This window comes from Candidatus Nitrosocosmicus sp. FF01, assembly GCF_047711275.1.
Taxonomy (GTDB): domain Archaea; phylum Thermoproteota; class Nitrososphaeria; order Nitrososphaerales; family Nitrososphaeraceae; genus Nitrosocosmicus.
Window position 1 is genome coordinate 132,822 of sequence record NZ_JBLNIG010000004.1, and the last position, 26,702, is coordinate 159,523.

Genomic DNA, 26,702 nt, shown 5'->3' on the forward strand with positions numbered 1-26,702 from the left:
CATGAAAAGAGTAGTGTAGATAATAACGCTTTTTAAAGAAACCTAGTACAACTCTATTAGATGGATAACAAGGTCACTACAAGCACTATTTCTGACGATGCTAAATTAGCTTTTCAAAGCAAGTGTATGGAATTTTTGAATATTTCTGATAAAATTCGATATATAGGAATAATTAACAGGTTTGGTAGAACAGTTTCTGGTAAGCTGAGAAAAGGTATAAGGCCACTTTTATCTCCAGACCAGGCAAGAGACGAGCGTTTTATCGAATCTGTGAGACAACAACTACGAAATTCATTTGATAGTTCTATTGGAAAAACACATTATTCTATTACAAAAAACGAATTTGTTACCTTGGTGTTAATTCCATCAAAGAATCAGGATGTGCTATATTACATTACGATAGATAAAAATGCTACACTCGTTGACGTTAATGATATTATAACCAAAGTCAAGGAATTAGAGTGAGCCGATGAAATAAATTAGTTGAAATTTATCCTGCTTCTCATTTCTTTATCTTTTGTAATTGATGGATGACTTGGGTCAATTAAAATTACTTCAAACCACGAATACATTCCATCTTGGTAAACCAAATAGGAACCCATAACTTTCATGTTAATATATTTTTCATTAACACGCCTTTCAGCTACTCTTTTCATGCTGATTTTTTGCTTTATATGCACCACACCTATATGTTTGGGCCTTCTTCCTGATACTGGACGCTGTTTTCTCATTCCACCTCGGCCTACACGGGCTCTAACCACAACAATGCCTTGTTTAGCCTTGTATCCTAATGCTCTGGCTCTATCTAATCGACTAGGATGATCAATTCTATTTAAAGTGGGTTCTCTTCTCCATTGATATGCTTTATTCTTTAACTCTGGAGACCTAGTTTTCAACATCAACTTCCATGTTTCCGCAATATGGCTATACATTATGATATTGAATTATTTTTACCCATTAATATTTTATATGGGCCGAAGATGATGTGCTACTCAATCAACCTATTATCTATCAATTTTGAACGGGACCAATATTCTTTAGCTGGGGGTGGTAGCGTTGGTGTATCTAATTATTATTATACTGGTTATTGTAGGTGCTGTTAACTTAATGATAAACCTATAGCTTTAAGTTGCTCTATTTCAATCATGATCAGTAAAAGAAACAGAACACCTTCACAGTATATTGGTTATAGTCTGTATTTGTATTTTCTTGGACTATCATTAAGAAATGTTGTAAAAGCATTATCATATCTGCATCGAGTAAAAAGAAGTCATGTATCCATCTGGAAGTGGATTCAAAAATGTCATCATGAAGGGAAATTATCAACAAGGAAAAATAAGATTTCAGAATACATTGTAGACGAGACTATTCTAAAAGTTGGTTCAGAATTTATATGGCTTTGGGTTGCGATTGAGCCAGAAAACAGGCTGATTCTCGCACAAAATATAACTAAAGAGAGAAACATGCTTGTTGCTGAAAAGTTTATGTCTGATCTAATAAAGGCTCATGGAAATCATCCAGTATCTACGGATGGAGGTAGTACGTGGTACCCAATGGCTTGGCAATTCCTTAAACTAAAACACCACACCCATTCTCCTTTGGAGAAAAGTCTGATTGAGAGGAAAATGCAATACATCAAAGACAGAACTAAAGAATGCTTTGAAGATTACTTTCCCTGTAGAAAAAAGAATTGCAAACTCAACTCAACCATGTACGGAAATGGTTAAACCTGTTTGTTGATTATCATGATAAGGAGGAGATTTGTTCTTAAGTTAACAGCACCTTATTGTACTGCAATTCTGGATATGAAGATAATGACAAAGAAGATACGAATTTAAAAATAATCATACACGTACCGAAACATACAAGCTTATTTATAATAACCAGAAAATATGGTTTGCTCAAAAAGATTGGATTGTTGAGAATCGGAAAAGAATAACATAGGAAAGGGTAGGTTGCTCATAAAGTGTTGAGCAAAAGAATTTTTAAGTACTATGTATATTCTTGTAAACTGTTTTTATCGTCTGTGCATTCTTTCGGGTTTTTTCTGACCAGGCTGAATTCTTTTTTCAAATCTTTTTACAAAATTATTCTTATTTCTTACTTTTGATGATGGGCTAGTTCTCTCTCTGGCCTGAATTTTAGGTGTTTGTCCTCTAACCTTTCCGGCTTTAGTTAACGATCCGTGAGTCGGCATAACATACGTATAAAGAATCTCATATTTATTGTATACATCTGATACATTTTGAAATTATAGGCAACTCTTACCCAGTTTGATATATTAATGGCAATGAAGGACTAAATCACTATTATTTAAATTGAAGAATATCTTTATCAGTTTTGCAACATATGTCAGTTCTGAATTTAGACCTTACTAGGGAGATACAAAGGCTCAAAAAAGAGAATAATGCTATCATTCTAGCTCACAATTATCAAATTTCACAAGTTCAGGATGTTGCTGACTTTGTTGGGGACTCTCTTAAATTATCCAGAATGGCCGGAGAGACAGATGCTTCATACATAATTTTTTGTGGGGTTCATTTCATGGCCGAAACTGCCTCGATAATCAGTCCTGACAAAAAGGTGCTTATTCCTGATTTGGAAGCTGGATGCTCTCTTGCTTCATCTATTAATTCAAATGAACTTTTGAAATGGAAAAATGAAAATCCTGACGCGGTAGTAGTTAGCTACGTAAATACATCTGCAGAGATAAAGGCGTTGTCAGATTATTGTTGCACGTCTTCTAACGCAGTCAAAGTAGTACAAAGTATTCCTAAAGATACTACTGTTTTGTTTTTGCCAGACATGTTTTTGGGAGCCTATGTCGCAGAGGTGACTAAGAGAAAGAATATTAAAATTTGGCCCGGTGAATGCCACGTACACGCTGGTATAACTGATAAAGATATCAACTTGATGCTTAATAAGTATAGAAATGCAGAATTTATGGTACATCCTGAGTGTAGCTGCACCTCGTCTACTCTTTACCACGTTTCAAAGGGTGACATTAATAAGGAAAGCAAAATACTGTCTACCGAGGGCATGATGAACGAGGCACGAGTGTCTAAAAATAATCAATTTCTGATAGCAACTGAGGTAGGAATATTGTCCCGTATGCGTCAAGAAAACCCATCCAAAGAATTCATTCCCATAAAGGATGATGCAATCTGTAAATATATGAAAAAGATAACTATTGAAAAAGTATACAATTCTTTGGTTAATAATGTGTACGAGGTCAAGGTTCCTGAAAACATTGCAAGAAAGGCGATCGTTCCAATAGAAAGAATGCTTGCAATATCGTAACTATTTAATGATCACAGGGAGTCAAGTGAAAATCCAAAGTTACAAGAAAACCAGAAGCACTTCTTTTTTCTTACATATGACAGACAAAATTAGTTTTTCGATTTCGTTCAATCTAACTTGAGATCTCGAGACTATAATCTATTGATTTGACTGAATGTGTTAGCGAACCTATTGAAATAACATCTGGGCGGGATGAAGCATAGTCATAAATGTTGTCGTAGTTAATACCCCCAGAAATTTCTATAATCACTCTGTCTCGTAGGCCAAATTCTCTAATTTTCTCCAATGAATGTCGGACCATCTCTGGTGTAAAATTGTCCAACATAACAATGTCAGCCCCTGAATTTATGGCATCCACAATACCGTCAAGGTTTACTACCTCGCATTCTATTTTTCTTTTATCTCCAAAAGCACTTTTTGCCAATTCAATTGCCTTTTTCACCGACCCAACTACGGCTATGTGGTTATCTTTTATTAGTATCAATTGATCCATTCTCTTTCTATGCGCAATCCCTCCTCCAAGGACTACTGCCTTCTTATCGAAATATCTTAATCCGGGAGCTGTTTTCCGTGTCGATGCTATGCGGACAAATTGTGACAAGTCACCAAGCTTGTCTACAAACTGCCGGGTTTTAGTGGAAATACCGCTCATGCGCATAACAATGTTAAGCGCAGTTCTTTCAGCCTTCAATATGGACCTAGCAGATCCACTTATTGACATCACCTCCGTACCCTTTGAAATAACCGAACCGTCTTTCACCAATTGTGTTACATCACAATCACAAATTTCAAAAATCATTTTTGCTTCGGCAAGCCCACTGGCTATTATGGTTCTACCTTTATCATCATTTTTGCAAACCATAGTTCCAGAGGACGTTTTTTCTTGTGGTATCAATAAATTGCTGGTGATATCTCCTGTTCCTATATCCTCAATCAAAAAATTGGATAAAGTGGTTCTTAATTCTAATTCAGAATTAAAAAAAAAATTTTCCTTTAAACTATCGAAATTGTAAAAGGTATCTGAATTTTTCAATTCAAATTAGGTTACTTTCAGAGCATATTTGTGTGGAACTGTTATTTCTAAAGTCGCTGCAACCTTTGATTTTTTGGGATTAAGCACCAGCATTATTCCAAACCAATCTTTTGAAAGTTCTGTTGATTTGCAAACCGGACACATCTTGCCAGTTGTCAGAGCTTTACATTTCTTGCATGCAACTTCTTTTACCAATATTGATCACTATGTTTTGATTACTCTTTTATCTTTTGTCTTTTTTGCCTGCCTTGGGATCTGCAGGAATTTTCTTATCTCCTGAATTGCTGCCAGCACCTTCGTCGCTTCCTCCCTGTGCGCGTCGTATTTCCTTTTCTACCCACTCTAATGCTCCCAAAAATGGCTGCCTACAAGTTATACCAATCTTACCCATGGATGCACTCTTTCCCAAGCTTATGGCAGTGATTCTTGATCGTATCTTGGATCCAATGCGTAGGGTCTTTTCAGATTGATTTGACAATATCAAACCCTGTTTTACATCACTCTTTAGGTAATCATCTGTAATTTGAGATAAATGCAAGAGTGCATCAGTAGGTCCTATTCTAACAAATGCACCAAAATCAGTAATTTCAACAACTTCACCTTCAACAACCTCGTGAAGTTTTGGATAAAATGTTAATGCTGTGAAATTAACCTTGTGGTACGTTGCGCCATCGCCAGCAATCACCTTTCCCACAGCATTAGTCTCAGCATCAATAATCAGAATAACATATCCCAGATCGGCGCTAACCATGCTTTCGTATTTTTCCTTTAATATTCCAATAGCTGTTAACTTTAGAGAATTAGTTAGCTTACTAGGAGGAATTCTTACTACATCGGACATATGTGCTATAGCAAACATAATAAAGATAAGACATATATCCAGAACCATCAGTTTATGAACTTTATGTTTTTATGACCAAATTGCGCCCCACCAATAAATACGTGTCTTTTTCTAAGTTCGAGTTATTATTGATTTTGAGAATGAATGATTTAAATAGAATAGTAACCCGATTTTTATATCATCATGGTTACCGTGGATAAAGTCATCAGTGCTCTGAAAAATGTGAAAGATCCTGAGTTACATAAGGATATAGTATCTATGGGGATGATTAAAGATATTTCAATTAACGAAGATAAACTTGCTTTTACTCTGGAATTAACGACTCCTGCATGTCCTTTTAACAGCGAAATCGAACAGGATGTCAGAAATACAATTTCAAACTTAGGCATAAAAGACTTGGATCTTAAGGTAACGGCCCGTGTTATGGAAGGTCGAACAATAACCATGGACCAAATTCTTCCGGGGGTCAAAAACATCTTGGCCGTAGCAAGCGGAAAAGGTGGTGTTGGAAAAACTACTGTTTCGGTTAATTTGGCTATCGCTCTTGCAAAGACTGGAGCCAAGGTGGGTATTTTAGACGCAGATGTTTACGGACCAAGTGTGCCACTGATGCTCGGACTAAAAGAGGTTCCTGAGGTTCTTGAGGGCAAAATACAACCACCTGTTACTGAAAATGTAAAGGTAATGTCTATGGGCTTTTTCTATGAGCAATCGCAGCAAGCCGGAATTTATCGTGGACCTATTATCGCAGGAATTGTCAAACAGTTCATTACAGACGTCAACTGGGGTGAGTTGGACTATTTGATTATTGATCTTCCACCAGGAACAGGAGATGCTCCTCTTACCATGGCTCAAACTATCCCGATCACAGGAATTTTAATCGTTACTACTCCACAGGAAGTTGCTATGAATGTAGCAGTCAAGTCTATTGGCATGTTTAACAAGTTAAATATTCCAATCATAGGTGTTGTTGAAAACATGAGTTACCTAAAGTGCCATAATTGTAGCGAAAAAATTCACATTTTCGGTGAGGGAGGTGGCCTTAAGATAAGCGAGCAATTTAAGGTGCCATTTATTGGAGAAATTCCTCTTACATCTCAAATAATGAAAGGTAGTGATACCGGGACTTCTGTTATTCTCTCTGACCCAGACTCAGAGTATGCTCAGGCATTTTACAAGATTTCCAAGATTACCGCAGGAAGAATTAGTGTAATAGCCTCAGAGCTAATGGATCAAGAAAAGGCCCAAGAGCAAGCTCAACAAAAGTAAAATTATTTAATAATAACCTTGAAATAAATTTTTTTCTATCCGCACACATAATCGTCTTTAGAATACCAGCGAAAGAAATAGTTGCAACCAAGTAGAGATGAGATGGGCCAACATCACAAAAAAAACTCGCAGATTTACACAGATATTAAAGTCAAGAAATGTTTGAATATAATGATTCCTACAGTTAGTTTACTTAATTAAAAAATGATATTAGATCCGACTAAATTAGACCTTTTGAAAGAACCATTTGGGACGCTTATAAGGGATAATGAAGTTACTATAGACTTAGTAACAGAGATATTGAAAAAGGCTCCAAAGGTAATCGCAGTTGGAGATACAACTACAGAAAAACTAGTTGGCTTTGGGTTTATTCCAGATATTTCTGTTACAGATTGCATGGAAAAAAGGGTTATCAAAGCCTCAAAATTCGAATATCCTGTTGATAAAACTATCCATCTAGATAATAAACCTGGAGAATTATCAGAACAGGTGGTTTTGGAGGTAAAAAAGTTAATTTTGGCAAATGCATATGACTCTAAAATTCGCATAATCATAAAAGGAGAAGAGGACCTAGTTGCCCTTCCATTTTTGATGTATTCGCCAAATGATTGGGTGATTTGCTATGGTCAACCAAACGAGGGGCTGGTTATTGTTCAGGTCACCGAAGATTCAAAGAAAAAAGCCATGTTAATATTTAATAAAGCGTTCATTTAAGATTCTCTAATACAGGGTATGATGATACGGTGGCTGTATGACTTAATTAGATGATTTAATTTTTACCATTGTCTGACCCTGATTCTGACAGCATATGAGATGAACTTGGCCGTGTATATATATGCGCACGGTAAGGATAGAAATGAATTTCGGCCAAAACACAAAACGAATAATAATCAAACACAAAGATCAAAGATCTTAATAAAAGGTGATAGAAACCTGTGTGTTTCTTAAAATATTAAATTGATTTTTTGCTTAGCAATCACAGCCGCACCCGTCTTTACTGTTATCATAGGAACCAATTCTATACTTTTTCCTACAGTCTGTACAAACGCTTTCAGATTCATTTATGACGGCAGTTTCACAGAATGAGCATACTTTGGTCATAAAACAGAATATGCATTTGAAAAATAAATCCTTATCTCTTTTGCTTATTTACGGTTTCGTCAAATACAAATATCGGGGCTCTACACTCGCCTTTCTCTCTACCTGTCTTTATTCATCATCATCATTGTCATTTTGTGCACTGCCCCCCCTTATCCTAGCATAAATGACAATGACGCAACCTATATTGTGATAATCATATCTCATAAATAGACAGAAAGTTTTGAATATGTTTTTGAAACAGAGCATGTTACTTAGGCTCTATTTAGATATAATTTGTAAATGGATCCTGTTTCGTCGCTGATATAATTCCAGTTTTCAGGATCGATATCTACAATAGAAAAGTATTCCTGTTCCTCTGCAGATAAGGCGTCATAGATAAGCTGTCCAACAATTATGTGATTGACCCGTGCATAAGTTGTCATTTTCGAAGCAATGCTGATAGTATAACCCAATATATCATAAACCGGCTTTTTTGCTGAAATCAAATCACTGCTTTTTTGGATCGTTTTATAATCATATGCTGATAAATCATCTATTTTATCTACGTGGGGATAATACTTTACAATTACATTTTCTCCATAATCTATTCCTATCCTGACTCCAAGTTCAGGGTAGTCATACTGTCCAAAAACCGGATTAAATCCTTGATTAATTACCTTTATCATCGTGCGAGCACAATTTATGGCATTTATACATAGGGTGTACAAGTGCTCAGAGCTCACATTGAAAAAACCAAGGATGGCATCGCCAACGTATTTTAACACGTAACCACCATAGAGTCGAATGATTTTTGTCATCTCCTGCGTAAATGTTTGTATGATTTTTGAAACACGCTCTATGGGCAGGTTCATTGAGAGTTTTGTAGAGCCTACAATGTCGATATTTAAAATTATTAATTTGATCTTGTCATAGTTGTAAACACTTAGAATCTCTTGAGTTTCTTCAAATGGGGCGGTGAAAATGGGATCAGATCTTAGTGCCTTCCACATGCTTGATTGTGAAGCAGAAATTATTTTTTGGATGTCAATTAAAGCATCCACATGAAAAACAGACAGATCGTTTACGCTGGAACTGGTTATTAGTCTGCTGTCGTTTTCCTTTTCCTTTCTATCATTTATTTTTTTAATGACTTCTATAACTTCATCCAAATCGACATCTAATTGCAAAGAAATAATTTCCGGGGGAATGCCTGAATCAAAAAGGTTGATGATCGTTTGATGCTGTTCGTATTTGTCAAGCTTGATTGGTTGATCATTGTTTTTCCACTGTCTTGTCTTCCGAATTTGAGATCCCCTTGGTCACCTACCCCTTTTTCTCTCTATACTGCAATGATTTCAACTCATCATTAAAATGTATATAGTGACAAATTATCCCTTAAAATTTTTATCAATAACTATTGTGCCGGTAATTTTCATTGAAAAAGAGTTCAAATTGCTTATTACTATCGATCAAATCCCAGCTACGAGTTCATTTCAGATATTTCACCACATGTACCAGAATCATTAGCATTGAATCATTGTAGATAGCATCACTCCATTTTCTCTTTATTTTATGATCCTCGCGTCGTTTCTGTTCTCTAGATCATCGGAATTATCCATTCCACCCAGCCTCTGGAGTGCAATCAATATCTCTTTATCTATCTTATCTAATTCTGGGTTACTGTTTTTTTCGCCGGGTATGATTAGTTTTTTAGGGTCAGGATCTTCTTTCTTATTGAAATCTTGGTGCTGAGATAGGTTGTCTTCCTCGTTACCATTATTATCATTTTTACCAGAACCACGAAATATATCATCTATATTTTTACCCAAATTACTAGATTCAGATGATAAACCGTCGTAATACTGACGGCGATTATAGTGGTTGTGGGATTGTGGATGATAATAGTGACGTGAGTCGGCAGGACTAATTGGGTGATGATGTGAGCTAGAATCTGAAGATTTAATCGCTTCTGATGTATCTGATGTATCGGGGGATGTATGTGTTGATGCATGAACAACTTTAGGTACTTTATGTAATTCTGAATCCAAAGTATCAGGCTCTTTGTTATGATTCCCAGTCGAGCCGTGGTCCAAATCTATATCCAAAAATTCTGATTTAGAAACGGGAAAATCGTCTGATCGATCAAATAATTCTGATGCAAATGTTGATGGTTTTGCCGAGATGGCAGAGTTGATAGCAGCATTGGCATTGTCGCTAGTAGCAAACTGGTTCATTCTTGTTAACGAGGAAATATTTTCAGTAATCGGGAAGGTATTTACAGAGGTTGATACACCCGCTGTTGCATCAGTTGTGCAGGCTTCACCAACAGTGGGATCGGTAGCAGCAGGAGCAACAACGGGAGCAGCAGGAGCAACTGCTACCGCGGCAGCCAGGTTTGAAATGGATTCTTTTTGTTCCCTAGTCGCAGATGATATTTCTGACAAGATTTCGCTGAGCCTAATTTGCATTCCGGTTAATTTTTTATCTACTTTTTTGTCTAGCTCTGTATTTTTAGAAGAAGCAGATGTAGAATCAGGGTTACTCTTGTATAATTTGGTTAAAATTGTAAAAATCAAAATTGTTATGATAGCCATCTGGACAAAAATGGCAATAATCAGAATATCGGAAGAAATTTCGATACCAAACAACTCAATAAACTGTTAGAATTTTTCTCTCTTTTAAGTCTAATCAACAAGCTTATTCTTGAATGCTCCAATGTAGCGAATCAGAGTTTTTTAGCAAATATCTAATACGCTTGGAAATGCTCTTTGGATCGTCTCCACAGCCATACCTTGAATAAAAATTATTTCCAATGTAGCAAGCCTTTGAACACTTTTGGTCAATTAGGGCAACTTTATCGTACTTTGAAGTGCCTAAAATCATCTGAGGCAAATCTTTCAAGATTTCTATCAATCCAGAGCGAGAGGCAAAAGCACTTCCCTCCTTAACATACCAAAACATTCGTGTTGGATCCTTGGAGTAATCCTTGAAAACCATCTTTTTTAACTGAGTTGACCTTTCTGTATCAAAATGGCCCATAATTTCTATTCTTTTTCTGGAAAGGATATAGATGGCCATGGCAAATTTGGAGCATGAGGAGCAGTAATTATCATAAATCAGGGTAGGATAATGGAAGGTGTTTTGTTGCATCCTTTATCTATACTTGAATAAACAGCCTTTTAATCATTGATCAAGACTGGTGAACGAGATTTTCAACTTACACCAGTTAAATTCCCTATGGAGAGCTTGTATCAAGATCAAACCGCCCTCAAACAGCAATCAAACCGCCCTCAAACAGCAATCAAACCGCCCTCAAACAGCAATCAAACCGCCCTCAAACAGCAATCAAACCGCCCTCAAACAGCAATCAAACCGCCCTCAAACAGCAATCAAACCGCCCTCAAACAGCAATCAAACCGCCCTCAAACAGCATCAGCCACAAATTAAGGCTATCTAGTTGCTCTATTTTTATTATATATAGTTTTGATTATTATATTATTGAAATATTGATTGGGTAGTAAAATTCCTCGGGCGATAAGATTGCAAGTTTTGTACGGGCTGGTGTCTGGAAAATCACACGAAGATATATCTTCTTGTACTGGTATATCCGTCGGAACTGTATCGAATATACTTCAAGAGTGTAGAAAAGGCATAATCACCGATATAGATTTGCTAAGAAGTGTTGCAGTAGATATGAAAAAACAAGGTATTGGACTAAATGACTTGGCTTTTTCGTTACGTTTGAGAAATATGTTGAATGTGTTGGGATTGCCTGAGGAAAAGGTAGAGAAATTCCTACAAGCATTGAGTATTTATAATTATAAGAATGACATAGAAGATCCTACCAAAATTATTTCTGATATTGTAAAAGTATCTGAATACGTTGCTCGATTAGAAGTATCAGTTTTTGATATTATCGATTACATTGAAAAAAAGAAAACTGAATTGGAAAAACTAGGCTTAGATATTCTTCTTGCGAAAATGGAGTTGGCAGGACTCAGGTATGAAAAAAGCCTAGAAATGTCAGAACCTAAGAAACCTAAAGATAGCAAAAACGCTAAAGATGCTACTAATAGTCAATAATATGGAAACATTTGTTAGTAGTAAGTGTTTGTTGTAGAACGTACACAAGTCTTGCTTACAAATGATGAACTTCCATACGAATTGGGCGAGATTAGCTGTTTTCAAAAACCCCTTAAACTAGATTTACTGAGAATCCAAATGGAAGAAAATATTTAAATTGAAAAAACATTCCAAGGGTAATGTGTGGAAGATATTAATTCCAAAGAAAATAGCCTACGGGGAAAACGCAGCAAAGGAATTTGATTACCCTGACAATGCATTGATTATAACGACTACTGAAAGCAAAATTTATGAAAAATGGACCGAGTATATGGGCATAAAAAATTATATAGTTTATGATAAAGTTACACCTGATCCAGCTATTGAAACTATTGAATCTATAAAGAATGAGTTTGAAGGAAAGAATATTTCTTGTTACATAGGATTGGGGGGAGGCAGCTCCATGGACGTCTGTAAATATCTAAGCAAGCTTACGGGTGTTCCAAAGATATTAATTCCCACTACATTTGGAACTGGGGCAGAGATGACTACATATGCAGTGATTAGTTTTGATCATAAGAAAAAACTTTTACAAGATGAAGCATTTTTGGCAGATGCCGCAATAGTAGATCCTTATTTCTTACCGGGAACGCCTTTCAATATTATGCGTAATTCTGCCTGTGATGCAGCTGCACAAGCATCAGAAGGTTATGATAGTAAGCTTGCAAATCCCTTAACCAAATTATTCTGCAAAGAAGCATTTGACATATTAGAAGACGCCATAATCAATGATAAACCAGAATTGCTACCATACGGCGCTATGCTATCGGGTATAGGGTTTGGAAATTCATCAACTACTCTGGGACATGCACTTTCATACGTATTTTCTAATGAAGGTGTTCCTCACGGATATTCGTTGTCCTCGTGCACGACTGTGGCCCATAAATTTAATAATTCTCAATATACCGACAGATTTAAGAAAATATGTCAAAAACTGAAATTTGAGCCTCTAAAACTCAAACTGCCGTTAGATGAAGCTGCCGATGTAATCATGCCTGATAGGGGACATCTTGACAATAATCCAAAAGAAGTATCAAAACAGGATATTATAAAATGCTTGGATGAGATTGTAAATAGCAATCCACTTGCATAATTAATTTTCATTTTTTTACTAGGAAAAACTATAAATTCATATTCTTTCCTAATCATGTTATCTTATGACTACCATTAACAAGAGTATGGATATTGCTGCACCATTGAGTGAGGTTTTTACTTATTTTGCAAGGCCAGAGCATATGGCAGATCAATTTCCAGAAAATATGGGTCTAAATGTAATTCCATTAGAAGTAAAAAACGGATTTGGAGTAGGTACGATCTTCAGAATAAGTGGAGATTTTGACGGTAAAAAACTAGAATGGGATTGTGAAACTATTGATTATATTCCACACAAGAAAATAGTAGCTAAAATGATTGAAGGACCTTTTAAACACTGGCAAATCACAGTCGATTTTGATGAATTGGAAGAAAAAAAGACAAGAACTACCCTTACTGTGGATTATGATATGCCAATGGGTCCATTAGGGGGCTTGATAGATAAAGTAAAACTAAAGAAAATAGCCGAAAGAGGGATGGAAAACGGTTTGTATCGTGTTAAAGCGTTATTGGAGGGAACCGGATCAATTCCAGTATATATTACACTAGAAGCTTATAGAAAGGTATTAAAAGAAAAAGAGAGTCGAAAGTGTTCAGTTTCTGAGGCTATTGTTGCGATTATAAATCAAAATCAGAAAGCAACTGCCACTGCTCCGGCATAAAAGCCCAATTTTTTCCACTTTAAAATTTTGATTATTCTGCTTAGTTTGATTTAAATAGTGTTTTAGTGATTTGATTTAATCGTAGGGTTCGTAGCTCAGCCAGGTAGAGCGTCTGGCTCTTAACCAGATCGAAAGAGGTTAAAATGTCGTGGGTCCGAATCCCACCGAACCCGCTACCAATAGAGAGTAACGATATAATATATAATCAATAAAATTTGTATAATAACTTTTACTTTTGAAAAGAAATTAAGTCTGCTTATATCCAATTGCTCTGGATACTTTCAATACATCTAGCACATTTTCCCTATAGTCTATTTTCAGGACAACACACTACTGTCTTGCTCTGCCGACTGTAGTTGGTGCATAGGTGAGCCTGAATACATATTCGCACCATTACGCGATTCTTCATCTACATTACTAGAATGAAATTATTGTCTGATCGTGAAGTGATACACGAAAAGGAATATCAGATAAAATTAGGGACCTGTAATTTCCCTATATAATTTAAATTCAATCGGCTTTGATACCAAATCTTGAATTTTGGCCCTCAAGTCTACTGATTCTTGATTGTTGTAGTGTTTATCATAAGCTTCATTGTTTTCCCATACCTCATCAAATAATAATTCATTAGGATCTTCGGTCGCTACATTAAAAGTATATGTAACATTACCTTCGCGTTTTCTTGGAGGATTTACTAAAGGTAACAATAAATCTAGTAGCTCTTGTTTTTTTCCTTCCTTTGCTTTGATTCGAACTATTACTCTTACTTGATTGGTTTGACTTGACATTTTTACTCCTTTACTTTTATCCTTATATCTTTTAAAAGTTCTCTTACGCTAGATGGTCTTTTATATATAAAAGGACTCATGTGGATATCCTCATGATTTCCACCGAACTAGCTACCAATGTATAGTAATGACATTATATATTACTTTTTTTGTATTTAAGTAAGGTCAAGAACTGAAAATACTGAATTGTGATAAATATCAAAATTATTAAAGCATTGTTTATTAGAGTAAACATGAAACCCAAATTTGATAAAAAGACTGCCCTCGTGAGTTAAATCAGTTACATTCGTTTTATATCATGCTGATTACTTATTTGTATGAAAAAAGTCCTTTTTGTATTGCCTTCTCATGATAAATTAGGAGATACCGGACAAAAAACCGGATATTGGCTTGAAGAATTCGCAAGTCCCTACTATGAATTTGTAGATAATGGTTATGACGTTGTTATCGCATCTCCAAAGGGTGGAAAACCCCCAGTCGATCCAAAAAGTTTACAACCAGAAAATCAAAGTGAATCTACTAAACGCCTTCAAAATGATCTGGTAGTTAAACAGCAATTAGAAAATACTTTGATTCTAAACGAAATTTCAGACGGCGAGTATGATACCCTGTTCTTACCTGGCGGTCATGGTCCAATGTGGGATTTGTCACAGGACAAAGATTTGAAGCGGATAGTCGAGAGTTTTTACAACAACAAGAAAATAATTTCTGCAGTTTGTCATGGTCCTGCAGGATTGTTACAAGCCACAGACTATAATGGTAACTCTATTCTAAAGGATAAGAGAGTGACTGGATTTACTAACGACGAAGAACATACTGTTAAACTGGATAAGACGGTTCCATTCTTACTAGAAGATAAAATGAAAGAATTAGGAGGCAACTTTGAGAAAACCGAGAATTTTAAACCATTTATTGTAACTGATGGTCAAATAATAACTGGACAAAATCCTGCATCATCTCTTCTAGCAGCTAGAAGAGTAGTAGAAGTCTTGAAATAAATCCATTAAAGCTCGAATCTATAATAGCGTTGTAAATTACAGTAGGTCAAATCTATATTAAAATATCTGAACCCTTACACCATATGGAACCTAATCCTGCCGAATCAGATACCTATTTATAGTAACAAACAATGATTATCCATTATGGTGTCAACATTAGGCAAATTATTTTATTTGGTTATTGATTATCAAAAGAAAATATGAATAATTCGCCAGGTGATCTGTCCTATTCAGATAAGATTCAGGATATTCCTACTATCCTATTCGGTTGGCTTTCTAGGAAAGATATTTTTATCTTCTGATTGTCCACCTGGATAATTTCTAAATTTCTTAAATTTTATAAATAACAAGTATGGATTCCATATGATGTTTAAAGAACCTCATTTATGGGTAAAACCATCTAATATACTCTTACTTGGATCTATTGTAATACTATTCATGTTCATTCCCGCTACAAGCATATATTCACAAAACGGTGATATTCAATTAAATAATGATATATCACTTAATCCAAATATTACAGAATCAGAAAAACTAGAAGACTTGGGACTTTATTCAGTCTATCAATCATTAGAAATGGAAATTACAAAAATAATGGATATTGCACATCAGTCAATGAATTTAACGAATTCTTTTGGAAACTTTCCCATAGTAAATCTGACTACTGATATACAACAACAACACCGTGGAATTCCTAGCGATCAGGATATAGATAAAAGAAATGAAGCTAAAAAGTTATTGGCAGATAATCCATCCTTATCATTCATTGGAATGAACTTTCCAAATGGTGACACCTACTTTAGTGAACCTTATTATCCATCCCAAGCAAATAGTTCTGTTGCCAATTATGGATATCGAGAACATATTATCGGTGCACAAGAGTCCAGTCAACCATACTTAAGCAACGTCATTACTGCAGCATCAACAGGAAAGCCAATTGCTGTTCTAGCCACTCCAATCTTTTCTGACAAGACAACAAATAGTACACTTGTAGGGATGCTGGCATTAGGATTAAACTTCACTCACTTTAATGAAATGATAAAGTCCATAGATAATAACGATACTAGAATACTACTTCTCGACAATAATGGTACTGAAATATCTGATTCAGCATCTAACAATAATATTTCAGAGTCATTCGATGGACTTCAAAGCTTTAAAAACGCCAAAGGTGGTGAGTTGGGATTGATTATGGAAAATATCAATGGGAGAAATATGACAATTTCTTACGCACCTATTGATTTTGCCCAAACGAAATGGATTTTGTTATCTATCTCTCATAACTCCTGAACTTTGTTACGGCTCATTAACCATTCTTATTTTATTTCTTAAGATAGAGCCTCATAAACCATATGTAACCATCAATATGTATCGAACCCATGTGAAATTCTACACGATTTCCACCGAGCCCGCTACTAATAATAGTAACGCTATAAGACAATCAATCCTTTTTTCCACGTACATGACTGATGGCGTTAATTATTTCGGGTAGTAATACAATATCCCACCGAACTATCATAGATATGAAATAATAAACATGGATTTATGAAATACATTTCCTCTTTACTGGTCATCATATCTGTTTAGCCTAAAAAAATCTAATGCATTTTCCTTGGTTTGGATCATATCTTTGCATAATCTTCGCACAATCTTGTATACTTTGTGGATTTTTACACATACCTGTAATTGGATCAAATAAAGTTCCTTGAGAATCACAGGAAGCTGGAGAAGATTTTGTTACTGTGGTTTCGGAATTGGATTCATCAAGAGTCGGTATGTTATTTTGTGATAGCATTTCCTTTTCTCCAATAGGATCAGGTGGACCCTCTTGATTTTGTGTGGATTGGATGGGTGCACACATGATACCCTTAGGACCGCCTGGAACGTTCTTTAGTTCCATTTCGCCTGGTTGACATGATACTCTAGCATTTATAGGAGCTGGTTTCACATAGCATCCTTCTGGTGATCCCGCTGGACATTCCTCTGGTGGAATAGGTGCACACATGATACCCTTAGGACCGCCTGGAACGTTCTTTAGTTCCATTTCGCCTGGTTGACATGATACTCTAGCATTTATAGGAGCTGGTTTCACATAGCATCCTTCTGGTGATCCAGCTGGACATTGTTCATTTTGCGGTGGATCAGACAAAGCGGTTAAAGAAGGGTTGACAGTGGTTGTGTTCCTTACTACATCTTGTAATCCTTGACTATCTTGACTGGCATCTTCGTTGTTGTTGTTGTTGCTGTCCCCAGATTCCTCGTCAGGTACTCCTTGACTATCTTCACCAGCATCTTCGTTGTTGCTGCTGGTGTCACCAGATTCCTCGTCAGGTACTCCTTGACTATCTTCACCAGCATCTTCGTTGTTGCCGCTGGTGTCATCAACTTCCTCATCCGGGGATGCAAAAACATATAATGTCATTAAATTATTCTGGGTAATCTCGCCTCCGCCATTAGAAAAAAATAACGTAGAAGAAATTCCTGCTAAAGTAGAATTAAACCCAAGCAAAATAACAACAAAAATACTTAGTATAATTGGAGATAAATTACAATGATTAGACAATTATGAAATGGATTATGATGGTAATATAAAATATTTTACTTTAACCCAATTTGGAGAACTTTTGTTTATTTTGACATAAAATTTTGATTACTAGTCAGCTAATCATATTGAAAATATTATTCATGTAAGATGGTTTAGCATTTACAGGTTCATCCATAGATTAATAATTATGACATTCACGTCTATTAGTTTTCGTAGCGCTTGGAATTAATTCACCTTTAATTTCAAAAAAAATTTCTAACTTATTTTGGACTCATATGGATATCCTCATGATTTCCACATGTGAATATCATTGTTATGATAAAATTGAGTGACAAAAATGAGTCAAATTTGTTTCACATACCACCGAACCAGCTACCAATTTATAGCAACTATAATATTCCCTTCATATTTCACAAGATTAACTTTAGCATATTCAAATGGTTCTTTTCAATCAAAAAACCTAAAAAACTGAGATAATCCATATCCCTTTAAGCAAGTCCTAAATGATATCCATGAAAATCTTTGGTCATAACAGGGGATATCATGTCATTTAAGACTGATTACGAATGCCAAATCAAAACATCAAATGTTATCTCTTATAGTGTAGACAATCTCTTTATAATTTCTTTCTTAATTTGTATTTTTATTTTCCTAATTTATTTCGGGTTTAAAGCGACAAACATCTATTCACCTTCTTTTTGAAGAAATACTTGTACAGCCGCTTAGAGTGTTGGTTCAGGCAGAGTCTCGCTCTCATATGGAGCATGTTAAGTTCGAACCTAATAGCCACCATACAATACTACAGAATCCTACACAATTTTATATCGTCGGAACCAGTGCACCGGTTAACTTATATCAACTTTGTTAACAACATAGGGATATGACAATAGATCCAGAGTTTCCAAAAAATCACAAAGTAGTAGGAAAGCATTCAACTTCAGATGGAGATTATACTCATCTGGTTTGGGGACCAGGAAGAGCAGATGCAGAATCCTCTACCAATAAGGAAGTTCAAGATGCATACAAGACAAGAGGAGAAGAATATGTCCCCTTGGGTGTCCATGGAACATTTGTAGCAGTGGACTGGGATTCATGTATTTCTGACGGAGCATGTATCGAGGCTTGTCCAGTTCAAGTATATCAATGGTACAGATCAGAACAGGATGTTCCAGCAATAGAAATGGTAAATGCGGTAAGTGAAGGGACCGGAGATGATAGTAACAGAGAAGGCAGAAAAGACTATACTGACAAACCAGATCCCATTAGGGAAAAGGCGTGTATTTGGTGTATGGCATGCGTGACAGTGTGTCCTACTACTTCAATCAAGGTAGATGAGGCTAATTTACCAGTTCATGAAGAAATGTTAAAATCATTTGGTTAAATACTGAGAAATAAATCAACGTTATTTTGACTTTGAAATAGGGTTTGTTTATTATTAGACCCATGTGACTTTTCACACGATTTCCACCGAACACGCTACCAATTTGTAGTAGTAACGAATTTATATCTAATAATGTTTTAGAATCAAAAATTAAGTTTTTCTTTATAATCTAATTAGCAATAAATTCGTATGATTATTGAACATGAAAGGGTTTATCAATAATATTCCTATAGAATTGGGGAAATGAAAACTTGCGAAATTTGTGGCGAATAACTATAAGCGGCTAGATTATCAAAATTATAGGTTTACGACGGAATTTAAGTAACGAATTTTTATTTATTTTTTACATATGACCAACGCAACATTCTTTTAGACATTGATTAGAGATTCTTATATCAGTCCGTTTTTATTTTATATAAGTTTATCAACTCAGGTTCTTTATTTTGTTAATAAAGTATTTTCTAACTTATCATAATATCTTGATGAATTATTGAATTGAGTACAAAATTCTCTTGGCTTTTCTTTCATATTTCTTTTTCAATCTCTGTAGTATGATTTAGAAACAATATCTTTCATACTCATATTAAATAATTTTGCAAATTGAGGTGGACTGTTTTCTAAATCCTTTTTGAAGGTTAATAATTGTTCAATAAATGTGGATGATAAGTGCAGTGGAAAAGTCTTTAATGCTAAAAATAGTTGGCCTGAGCACCAATCTGACAATAGCCTAAATTCATCATCTTTTCCTTCACGAACAAGATTTTTACATTGTGTAATGTATTCGCTAACTGTGTGAAAAACAAGAGGGACGTTTCTTGTTGTTAGAATCTTGTCTACTATAGTGGACAATTCTACAAGAATAAGGTTATCTAATACTATCTCCTTTGGGTTTATTATTGCTTTTAGATTAGAGGTCTGTATTGATTGATTATCTGCATTAATGAGATTTTCTTCTCCGTTGTTGTTCTTTTTTTCTTGTACTGTTATCTCATTAACCTCTCTCTTCGAGTCCTTGGTAGTTATCGTAAATGGAATACCAATTATTTCTTTATGTACAAGAGAATAATGCAGTATTCTAAACATCCCTGTTATACAAGATTTAACTATATCGGTATCTCCCAATTCAGCAGACTTTATAGCAACACTTCTTAAAACTTCTATACCAAATAAAGGATCGCGTGCTAGATCTCTGTCATCACTTATTTCTATATATTGTAAAAGTTTCTGTTTAGCTTTATTGACGTTGTTTTCATCGTGTTTGTTATTACTGGTTACATTATCAGAATCATCATGATTTTCAATTTCGAAAATAGATTCATCTTTTTGTGCGTTTTGACTTTCAGTTTCATTTTTATTCTTTTTAGAATCGTTATACTCATAAACAACAGCTATGACATCTTGCTTTTCTATCCAGTCGCCAATTGATTTAGAATAATCGATCCAGAGATTCTTCTCATTTTGCGCTGCTAGTTCTGTGAATACTTCTGAAACTTTACTCCAATCAATATAGGTCAATATACCTTTGTGAGGAGAGATTACTTCAAATATTTTTGATGTATAGATCTTCGTATCCTTTGATGATTGATTTGCTGTTCTCTTCTCATATGGTTTTAGGGCACCAAGAATTTGATCAATAAGCTTTGATATGAGTATATTTGGTTTGAGATAAGAGCTAATATTATGAAGATATAATACGAGCATAAACAATCCTACAATCGATATGATAATTGCTAAATTTACTCCTATGATTGGAGTGAAGATAGATGACTCTAGTTGTTGATTTGCGCTTGCTGATATATTGGACACATTCATCATCGTAGCTGCCAAATTTATAGAAGATTCTTCAGTTCTAACAGTCTTTAAAACCAAAAGAGAGTAAGTAACAGTAAAGATAAACCAACCCAAAGAAAGTTGATTAATTCTGTCTCCCTCAAAACGATTTACTAAATGAGATATATACTTTGAAACAGAAAGTTGTAGAGTAATCAATGTTACCGAAAAGGCTACTCCTAGAATAGTTGCCCAGCCGGTGGCTATTGCAGACAGAATGGCACGGGCTGCATCAGGACTCCCAGTAAATATTAAAGGATCAATATACCCTATGTCAATACTATAACCAACAGGAAAAGAATGGTCAACGGATGACGTTATTAAGAATAATACTAATGCACAAACTGCAAATACAATGGGATAAAACAAAATGGATTTGATAAACCTATTCCATCTAGAACGAATAACAACGGGTATATCAGATAATTTGTATGAAGTCACTATTACTACGATTTATGAATATCTTTATTTATTAAATACATACGTAATATTTATTATGATAGTTGAATTTAAAATAACTTCAGAAGAAATACGAATTGCTAGTAACCGGTGCTGGTCAATTTTTTGAAGGTCACCATTGACACATTTTACAATCCTGGCCTGGATGTATGTTAAATTTCATTTTGGAGCCTCAAATGTATATTACCGAGAAAAAGGAATTGTAGAGGAAGCCTTAATAAGATATAATATTGGCATCGTTCTAATAAATAGAAGTATAAATGGAATAGATGCTGTTGTAATACTAATTGCAAATAAAACTCTTAACATCAATATATCGTAATTTTCAAAATTAGAGATGGAAGCTATCAAGCCAATAAATGTGATGACTGGAATGGAAGAAGTTAATAATTCTTTAGATAAATCTGCTAGCATATTTCGAATAAAAATAGAATAACCAATGCTTTTTAAAACATGCAGTCTTTTCAGAGATTCGTAAACTACTTCTGCTTTTGCATTATCTTCTTTATTTGAATTCATACAAAAATTGAGTCTTTGAATGAAGCCTGTAGTAGAGATGGCGATAACAGAAAATATGTGGTGGGTCTTTTTGTATAAAGTTAGTCTGAAGCTACACTCTGTAATAATGTCGACATATACAGTAGATAACTTGTTATCAAACTCTCCCTCTTTTACCTTTCTTTTATCTTTGACAGCCTGTTGTGAGAGATGTTTGACTATGATAATCATACCTTTGATTACATCAGTCAAATTTTCAGTAGCGCGAGACAGAATCTCTTTATCCTCATTATCATTCAACTGAATGTTCTCAATTTTCTCTGAATTTTGAGATGTCTTATCAGTATTAATAGAAGGCCTCGAATTACTTTCTTTTAGCTTTTGAATAGGTTTTAGCAGGTCATTCAAATTATCAATTTGGTCTTGTACTTGGGATAAATCTTTAGGCAGGTTTTTCATTTGATTTTGTAGTGCTAGTGTGTTAAATGAAACTACCACTGCAAGTAACGTCCCTAGTGCAGATATATAATATCTCAACGTATCAGAAAACGATCCGAAATTTGATGGTGATACAATATAAAAATAAGCTACAAACAAAAACACTTCTATTATGGCCAATAGAATAAATCTATTTTTTGTAATAAAATAAGTAATAAAATATCCGTTCATATTCTATTAGATGATTATACTAGTTTAATATGGTGGTTTTTTGTTGTGATGAGATTGATTTTACTACTATTATATTGAGGTCATTGCCGATTAGAACACGTTGAATTACGCAACGGAGAGCTATCTTAAATAATATCCATTATCAATTTAAGCAATTTATGATACGACATATGATGGCGTTAATATTTCTCTTTTTGACTAACGTTGTAACAGCGTTGTATGGTCTTTCCTTCCTCTTGCTATCGTTAAAGTAGTCTAGAGCCTCATGTCCAGTATTAGCTGTTTTTATACTCATACCTAATGAAGTCAAGTCCTAAATAGAAATGACAGCTCGCTTTCATCCTCGGCAATCAAGATCTGTGCTTGCTCCAAGTCTTTTTTCATTAGAAATTGAGCATCAATTATTTGCTTACATTGAAGAGGACCATTTTTAATACATTTCACTTGTAATGGAATATTAGGGTTAACATTGTCTATATAAATAGGTAAAAATTTACTATTTATGGTAATAGTTACAATAAATCACTAGGTCCATCTTAAGCACAGAGTGACAATAATATTGGTAAATTAGGTAAGAAGTATTATGTCTATTTGGTTAATTACGACGCAAATTCGGGAGCACTTCTTGCTGGGTTGTCCTCTAGACTAGAGTGATACACTATCCCAGTATGCACTGATTGTCCCTTTTTTTGACATTAGAAACTATTGAACTGTCAACGAATTCTACCTTGGTTATTTGATCCCTCGAATTGAATTGACTCGATTGTCTTTTTATCAGTTTTAAATAACTTATTGAACATCTCTAGTTATATCAAGTGAAACCAATTCCTCAGAAGAAAATAAACAGATTCTTCACAAAGGCTTATGAAAAGTATTATAACACAATTTCTCTAAACAAAAATTTACTAATTTCGGGCTCAGCTGGCTTTCTTTCTCTGTCTTTTGGAGGTATTTTATTTGTCATTAAAAGACCAATCCACATACTTACTATATTTAATTTCGTTAATTTTCTTACAACTGAAGAAAAAAATAACTTGAATTCCAATAATGGATTAAATGGGTAAGGGGAAGATGTTCGCTTTAAAAGTAATTGACGTTAAAATAATCTAAATAGTAACCATTAGTAACTTTGGACACTATTATATTAGATTTGTTACAAATGTGAATTCGATGTCATTAGACACTGGGAAATCAAAGGATATCTTTTTTAAATGTACGATATTTTACCAAGTTCGTCTAATGATTTTTAGGGTAAATGAAACAAGTCCAATTTGTTCATGTACTACCAAACAGAATACCTATTTATGGTATCGATATATTCTAAGTTTTTCAAACCAGAATATGGGAATTAGAATTTACTCTTTCGCATTCTCGCTATTGTGTGGTGGATCAATAGATGGGTATATTTAAGATATGGTATGAGCTCACTAATATTTCTGCTGATCCCAGAAGGAAGGTGACTTTCAGTAAATTTTTTCCACATGATCATAACTAAGTCTGTTGCATCTGCCAACTTATAAATTTCGTGGATAAGTTTATTTCTTGAAAATCCATCAAAGTATATGAAATTAGCTATATTGATGGATTCTAATTCTTCAAAACTGGGATATATTTTTGCCGAAACTTCCATTTCCATTAGATGCACTTTTAGCTCATTCAAGAATTTGTATTTGTTAGGAGATAATCTATAGATTTTCTTAACGTCTTGGTGGTATGAGAAGGGTATTTTGAATAGTAACCCTTTCTACTGATTTTTCTAACCCCACATAAATTTCCCTTCCACTAGAGAGGACTATTTTATAAGCCAATTGAAAATTTGCATCTCTAAATTCAGAAAGTTTCCATTTTTCTGCTTCTAACCATTCACGAATTTTACTAGCTACCTGATCCCGAGTAAACAATATTCATCAATGTTTAGGAAATGATATAAATTTTCATGTCATCATACAGTTTGACAATTTGATGGCAGTTGGAAAAGATCAAACATATTGATATGGCAATCACATTGGAATTATCATTTGTCAAGTTAGATATTTTGGTATTGGAAGGTTACAATAAAGTATTGTGTGCATATGTATTCTGTTAACCGTCTTAGTAATAATTAGCAATAACCTTCCTCCAACACATATTAATTTGTTGACGACATTTTCTAAACCCCTAAAAAAATTGCTCTGGTAATATGAGGCTGTGTATTGCAGGGTGATATGCAATTTACCAGTTTAAGGTCAATACTAAATACAGGGACCAAGTCACTGAATTGTTAAAGTAGTAAATCAAATCTAACTAGCGAGGTACGAATTCTATTGTACATGTTAATCAAGTATTCTTGCTAATCGTTTATTGGTATAGTATTATTTGTAGAGTCAATTTGGGAGAAATATGTCCATTATATTATTACCGATTTTAATTTTCATATTACTACCTAATATTCTGATAGAAATAGAACTTGTCTCAGCTTATGTTTTAGTAACTAGTCTAGATGTTACAGATCATCCTTTGATGTTCACAAAGCTATATCAAAGTATATTCAAATCAAATTTAATACGTATGCTTATTTTAAGACTGCATAAAGTTAAACCTCGACCTATGTGAAAATCCACACTAGATACCAAAGAGAAACAAATTGGTATTTATTTTGACCCTCAATCTCAATCTGTGGAAACCTATTTTCGTAACTACTACTAGATATAATACATAAGCCTACTAAAACCAAACACTAAATAGCAAATAAATATTATTATTATCGATCATCATGGTTAAAGTACAGATTTTTGAGGCAAGTACTAAGGGCTATATTGAATCCTCAGTAAATAAATTCTTAGAAGAGAAAGCCTTTGAGTTTGCTAAAGGCTATAAAATACACTATACTTCGACTTATTCTAAAGATAATGTCGTTAATTATTCCGCAATGATAGAATACGATGAATGAATACGGTATGGTATGTGTCAACAATCAAAGAAATTATATAAACCAAAGGTTGTAGTAACAATTCTTCTTTTTTCTATTCTAAATCTGTTAAATTTTTTGATGTATCTGAATCCAATTAGGAAGTGATGTTCATTGTCAATATTACTAACCTGATAAATTCTTAATGTATATAATAATTGCGGAACTACCTATGCTACAAGAGAATAAATAATTAATCTAAAAAACCTTGTTTCTTTTAATTCTGTATTGTTTGCAAATTCGGTTGATAAAAGTATTCCTCTAGTAGTTTAACAACATATGATTTGAAACACATATCCTTGAATATCTTCTAGAGTCAAATTTGACTCACATACCACCGAACCCTTATACCATACGGAACTTAATCCCACAGCGTCCGTATGAGATTTGACTTTAACGCTATTCAATCGCTAGAGGGGTTAATTTATCCCACTCTAATTTGTTGGATGGTAAGTTTCAAAAATTCTCTTTTTAATATCTATTTGGTTACATCATATGTCATAAGAGTAGTTCATTATCTTCGTTACAACTATTTGGCATTTTAATATGACATCATAGCATAGTTATAGAAATATTCTTCGCTAGTGATTGTATATTTTGCTCAAAAGAGTAAGACTAAATTAGCAATCCGGAGAGAGGTTTCACCTGTAAATCAATTTCTTTCTATGAATGTTTCGAAAATCAAAATTATTCATTACATATTCCCATGCAAGTGAGAGGTCTATAAGGCATTCAAAAAAATAACTTTCAGTCAAATCTTCTAACTGTAAATCCTTACTAATAGAGATATTGTTAAAATATTTCCCATTAAAATCTGCTGTGATTTTAAAGTTCTTATTTTCATAAATATCAGTTAAGGATTCAATAAATTGTCGCTTTATTTTTATGCTTTTTATGCTACTTAACGCTTCTTTGTCTATATCGTCAAGCCTCCAATGCCAACCTACGACTACGCAGTTTTGGATTGCATAGTTTTTAAAGTAATCTAAAGATATTGAGATCGTTTTGCCATCATTAAAGAAAATCCATAATTTGTAATAGAGGCCTGGATGAAGATTATCTTCTTCTTCTCTGTAAAACAAATCAGGCGCTTCATCAAGCCAATTCTTTATTTTGTTTATCATGGAATAGGAGAATAGATTTTCAACTTGAATTTCTTGATGCTTGATTTTATTTAATTCCAATAAT

General features: G+C 34.3%; 30 protein-coding genes and 1 tRNA gene. 14 read left to right on the forward strand and 17 right to left on the reverse strand.

What is annotated here, in order from left to right; genetic code table 11:
- Positions 1 to 60: 60 nt before the first annotated feature.
- Positions 61 to 465 (forward strand): hypothetical protein, encoded by a 405-nt coding sequence (locus tag ACMT7R_RS12760; RefSeq protein WP_415312335.1) that lies wholly within the window; start codon positions 61 to 63, stop codon positions 463 to 465.
- A gap of 14 nt (positions 466 to 479) precedes the next feature.
- Here ACMT7R_RS12760 and ACMT7R_RS12765 read toward each other — a convergent pair whose 3' ends face one another.
- Entirely contained in the window at positions 480 to 932 is a 453-nt protein-coding gene (locus ACMT7R_RS12765; RefSeq protein ID WP_415312336.1) for a 50S ribosomal protein L15e, read from the reverse strand.
- A 213-nt stretch (positions 933 to 1,145) separates the two neighbouring features.
- On the opposite strand from ACMT7R_RS12765, the gene ACMT7R_RS12770 reads away from it, so the two are divergent.
- Positions 1,146 to 1,727, forward strand: coding sequence for a DDE-type integrase/transposase/recombinase (locus ACMT7R_RS12770; protein WP_415312337.1), 582 nt, complete (start codon positions 1,146 to 1,148; stop codon positions 1,725 to 1,727).
- Positions 1,728 to 2,017: 290 nt separating this feature from the next.
- Here ACMT7R_RS12770 and ACMT7R_RS12775 read toward each other — a convergent pair whose 3' ends face one another.
- Complete coding sequence (locus ACMT7R_RS12775; RefSeq protein ID WP_148687371.1) at positions 2,018 to 2,197, reverse strand: 30S ribosomal protein S30e; 180 nt, start codon at positions 2,195 to 2,197, stop codon at positions 2,018 to 2,020.
- 152 nt (positions 2,198 to 2,349) lie between these two features.
- On the opposite strand from ACMT7R_RS12775, the gene nadA reads away from it, so the two are divergent.
- The gene (nadA, locus tag ACMT7R_RS12780; protein WP_415312338.1) at positions 2,350 to 3,300 is read left to right on the forward strand and encodes a quinolinate synthase NadA; all 951 of its coding nucleotides are present in this window, start codon (positions 2,350 to 2,352) and stop codon (positions 3,298 to 3,300) included.
- A gap of 112 nt (positions 3,301 to 3,412) precedes the next feature.
- Here the strand turns inward: nadA and nadC are convergent, their stop codons facing one another.
- Genes nadC through ACMT7R_RS12795 form a run of 3 tightly spaced genes read right to left on the reverse strand, consistent with a single transcriptional unit; the run spans position 3,413 to position 5,192 of the window.
- Positions 3,413 to 4,333, reverse strand: a complete 921-nt coding sequence (nadC, locus tag ACMT7R_RS12785; protein ID WP_415312339.1) for a carboxylating nicotinate-nucleotide diphosphorylase — start codon at positions 4,331 to 4,333, stop codon at positions 3,413 to 3,415.
- Positions 4,334 to 4,339: 6 nt separating this feature from the next.
- Positions 4,340 to 4,528 (reverse strand): transcription elongation factor subunit Spt4, encoded by a 189-nt coding sequence (gene spt4, locus ACMT7R_RS12790; RefSeq protein WP_415312340.1) that lies wholly within the window; start codon positions 4,526 to 4,528, stop codon positions 4,340 to 4,342.
- A gap of 28 nt (positions 4,529 to 4,556) precedes the next feature.
- Positions 4,557 to 5,192, reverse strand: a complete 636-nt coding sequence (locus tag ACMT7R_RS12795) for a DNA-directed RNA polymerase (protein WP_415312341.1) — start codon at positions 5,190 to 5,192, stop codon at positions 4,557 to 4,559.
- Between the two features lie 165 nt (positions 5,193 to 5,357).
- Between ACMT7R_RS12795 and ACMT7R_RS12800 the strand changes: the two genes are divergently transcribed.
- Together ACMT7R_RS12800 and ACMT7R_RS12805 are read left to right on the forward strand one after the other, a co-directional pair.
- Positions 5,358 to 6,443: an Mrp/NBP35 family ATP-binding protein gene (locus tag ACMT7R_RS12800; protein ID WP_415312342.1), complete on the forward strand. Its 1,086-nt coding sequence runs from the start codon at positions 5,358 to 5,360 to the stop codon at positions 6,441 to 6,443.
- A gap of 204 nt (positions 6,444 to 6,647) precedes the next feature.
- Positions 6,648 to 7,157 carry a GTP-dependent dephospho-CoA kinase family protein gene (locus ACMT7R_RS12805; protein ID WP_415312343.1) on the forward strand — a complete coding sequence of 170 codons (510 nt, stop codon included), beginning with the start codon at positions 6,648 to 6,650 and terminating at the stop codon, positions 7,155 to 7,157.
- A 638-nt stretch (positions 7,158 to 7,795) separates the two neighbouring features.
- On the opposite strand, the gene ACMT7R_RS12810 is transcribed toward ACMT7R_RS12805, so the two are convergent.
- From ACMT7R_RS12810 to ACMT7R_RS12820, 3 genes are all read right to left on the reverse strand, one after another.
- Positions 7,796 to 8,710: an adenylate/guanylate cyclase domain-containing protein gene (locus ACMT7R_RS12810; RefSeq protein ID WP_415312344.1), complete on the reverse strand. Its 915-nt coding sequence runs from the start codon at positions 8,708 to 8,710 to the stop codon at positions 7,796 to 7,798.
- 378 nt (positions 8,711 to 9,088) lie between these two features.
- Entirely contained in the window at positions 9,089 to 10,171 is a 1,083-nt protein-coding gene (locus tag ACMT7R_RS12815; RefSeq protein ID WP_415312345.1) for a hypothetical protein, read from the reverse strand.
- Between the two features lie 49 nt (positions 10,172 to 10,220).
- Positions 10,221 to 10,673 (reverse strand): hypothetical protein, encoded by a 453-nt coding sequence (locus tag ACMT7R_RS12820; RefSeq protein WP_415312346.1) that lies wholly within the window; start codon positions 10,671 to 10,673, stop codon positions 10,221 to 10,223.
- Between the two features lie 36 nt (positions 10,674 to 10,709).
- Here ACMT7R_RS12820 and ACMT7R_RS12825 point away from each other — a divergent pair, with 36 nt between their 5' ends.
- The 5 genes from ACMT7R_RS12825 to ACMT7R_RS12845 all read left to right on the forward strand — a co-directional run bounded on the left by ACMT7R_RS12825 (position 10,710) and on the right by ACMT7R_RS12845 (position 13,572).
- A complete protein-coding gene (locus ACMT7R_RS12825; RefSeq protein ID WP_415312347.1) occupies positions 10,710 to 10,970 on the forward strand; it encodes a hypothetical protein in 261 nt (86 codons plus the stop codon).
- Positions 10,971 to 11,033: 63 nt separating this feature from the next.
- Positions 11,034 to 11,606, forward strand: coding sequence for a hypothetical protein (locus tag ACMT7R_RS12830; protein ID WP_415312348.1), 573 nt, complete (start codon positions 11,034 to 11,036; stop codon positions 11,604 to 11,606).
- Positions 11,607 to 11,763: 157 nt separating this feature from the next.
- A complete protein-coding gene (locus ACMT7R_RS12835; protein ID WP_415312349.1) occupies positions 11,764 to 12,738 on the forward strand; it encodes an iron-containing alcohol dehydrogenase in 975 nt (324 codons plus the stop codon).
- A 64-nt stretch (positions 12,739 to 12,802) separates the two neighbouring features.
- Positions 12,803 to 13,399, forward strand: a complete 597-nt coding sequence (locus ACMT7R_RS12840; RefSeq protein ID WP_415312350.1) for an SRPBCC family protein — start codon at positions 12,803 to 12,805, stop codon at positions 13,397 to 13,399.
- Between the two features lie 84 nt (positions 13,400 to 13,483).
- Positions 13,484 to 13,572: transfer RNA gene (locus ACMT7R_RS12845), tRNA-Lys, on the forward strand.
- Positions 13,573 to 13,875: 303 nt separating this feature from the next.
- Here ACMT7R_RS12845 and ACMT7R_RS12850 read toward each other — a convergent pair.
- Positions 13,876 to 14,187: a putative quinol monooxygenase gene (locus ACMT7R_RS12850; protein ID WP_415312351.1), complete on the reverse strand. Its 312-nt coding sequence runs from the start codon at positions 14,185 to 14,187 to the stop codon at positions 13,876 to 13,878.
- A 317-nt stretch (positions 14,188 to 14,504) separates the two neighbouring features.
- Here ACMT7R_RS12850 and ACMT7R_RS12855 point away from each other — a divergent pair, with 317 nt between their 5' ends.
- Both ACMT7R_RS12855 and ACMT7R_RS12860 read left to right on the forward strand, forming a co-directional pair.
- Positions 14,505 to 15,185, forward strand: coding sequence for a type 1 glutamine amidotransferase domain-containing protein (locus ACMT7R_RS12855; protein WP_415312352.1), 681 nt, complete (start codon positions 14,505 to 14,507; stop codon positions 15,183 to 15,185).
- Positions 15,186 to 15,548: 363 nt separating this feature from the next.
- Entirely contained in the window at positions 15,549 to 16,475 is a 927-nt protein-coding gene (locus ACMT7R_RS12860) for a cache domain-containing protein (RefSeq protein WP_415312353.1), read from the forward strand.
- A gap of 298 nt (positions 16,476 to 16,773) precedes the next feature.
- On the opposite strand, the gene ACMT7R_RS12865 is transcribed toward ACMT7R_RS12860, so the two are convergent.
- Complete coding sequence (locus ACMT7R_RS12865; RefSeq protein ID WP_415312354.1) at positions 16,774 to 17,748, reverse strand: hypothetical protein; 975 nt, start codon at positions 17,746 to 17,748, stop codon at positions 16,774 to 16,776.
- Positions 17,749 to 18,610: 862 nt separating this feature from the next.
- On the opposite strand from ACMT7R_RS12865, the gene ACMT7R_RS12870 reads away from it, so the two are divergent.
- Positions 18,611 to 19,111 carry a ferredoxin family protein gene (locus ACMT7R_RS12870; protein WP_415312355.1) on the forward strand — a complete coding sequence of 167 codons (501 nt, stop codon included), beginning with the start codon at positions 18,611 to 18,613 and terminating at the stop codon, positions 19,109 to 19,111.
- Positions 19,112 to 19,648: 537 nt separating this feature from the next.
- Here ACMT7R_RS12870 and ACMT7R_RS12875 read toward each other — a convergent pair.
- The 6 genes from ACMT7R_RS12875 to ACMT7R_RS12900 form a co-directional block, all read right to left on the reverse strand.
- Positions 19,649 to 21,382: a DUF2254 family protein gene (locus ACMT7R_RS12875; RefSeq protein ID WP_415312356.1), complete on the reverse strand. Its 1,734-nt coding sequence runs from the start codon at positions 21,380 to 21,382 to the stop codon at positions 19,649 to 19,651.
- A 201-nt stretch (positions 21,383 to 21,583) separates the two neighbouring features.
- The gene (locus tag ACMT7R_RS12880; protein ID WP_415312357.1) at positions 21,584 to 22,567 is read right to left on the reverse strand and encodes a hypothetical protein; all 984 of its coding nucleotides are present in this window, start codon (positions 22,565 to 22,567) and stop codon (positions 21,584 to 21,586) included.
- A gap of 142 nt (positions 22,568 to 22,709) precedes the next feature.
- Positions 22,710 to 22,862, reverse strand: coding sequence for a hypothetical protein (locus tag ACMT7R_RS12885; RefSeq protein WP_415312358.1), 153 nt, complete (start codon positions 22,860 to 22,862; stop codon positions 22,710 to 22,712).
- Between the two features lie 11 nt (positions 22,863 to 22,873).
- Positions 22,874 to 23,011 (reverse strand): hypothetical protein, encoded by a 138-nt coding sequence (locus ACMT7R_RS12890; protein WP_415312359.1) that lies wholly within the window; start codon positions 23,009 to 23,011, stop codon positions 22,874 to 22,876.
- 904 nt (positions 23,012 to 23,915) lie between these two features.
- Entirely contained in the window at positions 23,916 to 24,293 is a 378-nt protein-coding gene (locus tag ACMT7R_RS12895) for a DUF2299 family protein (protein WP_415312515.1), read from the reverse strand.
- Complete coding sequence (locus ACMT7R_RS12900; RefSeq protein WP_415312360.1) at positions 24,265 to 24,468, reverse strand: hypothetical protein; 204 nt, start codon at positions 24,466 to 24,468, stop codon at positions 24,265 to 24,267. Before ACMT7R_RS12900 ends, ACMT7R_RS12895 begins: the two co-directional genes overlap by 29 nt.
- Positions 24,469 to 25,319: 851 nt before the next feature.
- On the opposite strand from ACMT7R_RS12900, the gene ACMT7R_RS12905 reads away from it, so the two are divergent.
- Positions 25,320 to 25,496, forward strand: coding sequence for a hypothetical protein (locus tag ACMT7R_RS12905; protein ID WP_415312361.1), 177 nt, complete (start codon positions 25,320 to 25,322; stop codon positions 25,494 to 25,496).
- Between the two features lie 659 nt (positions 25,497 to 26,155).
- On the opposite strand, the gene ACMT7R_RS12910 is transcribed toward ACMT7R_RS12905, so the two are convergent.
- A complete protein-coding gene (locus tag ACMT7R_RS12910) occupies positions 26,156 to 26,698 on the reverse strand; it encodes a DUF2299 family protein (protein ID WP_415312362.1) in 543 nt (180 codons plus the stop codon).
- Positions 26,699 to 26,702 lie beyond the last annotated feature (4 nt).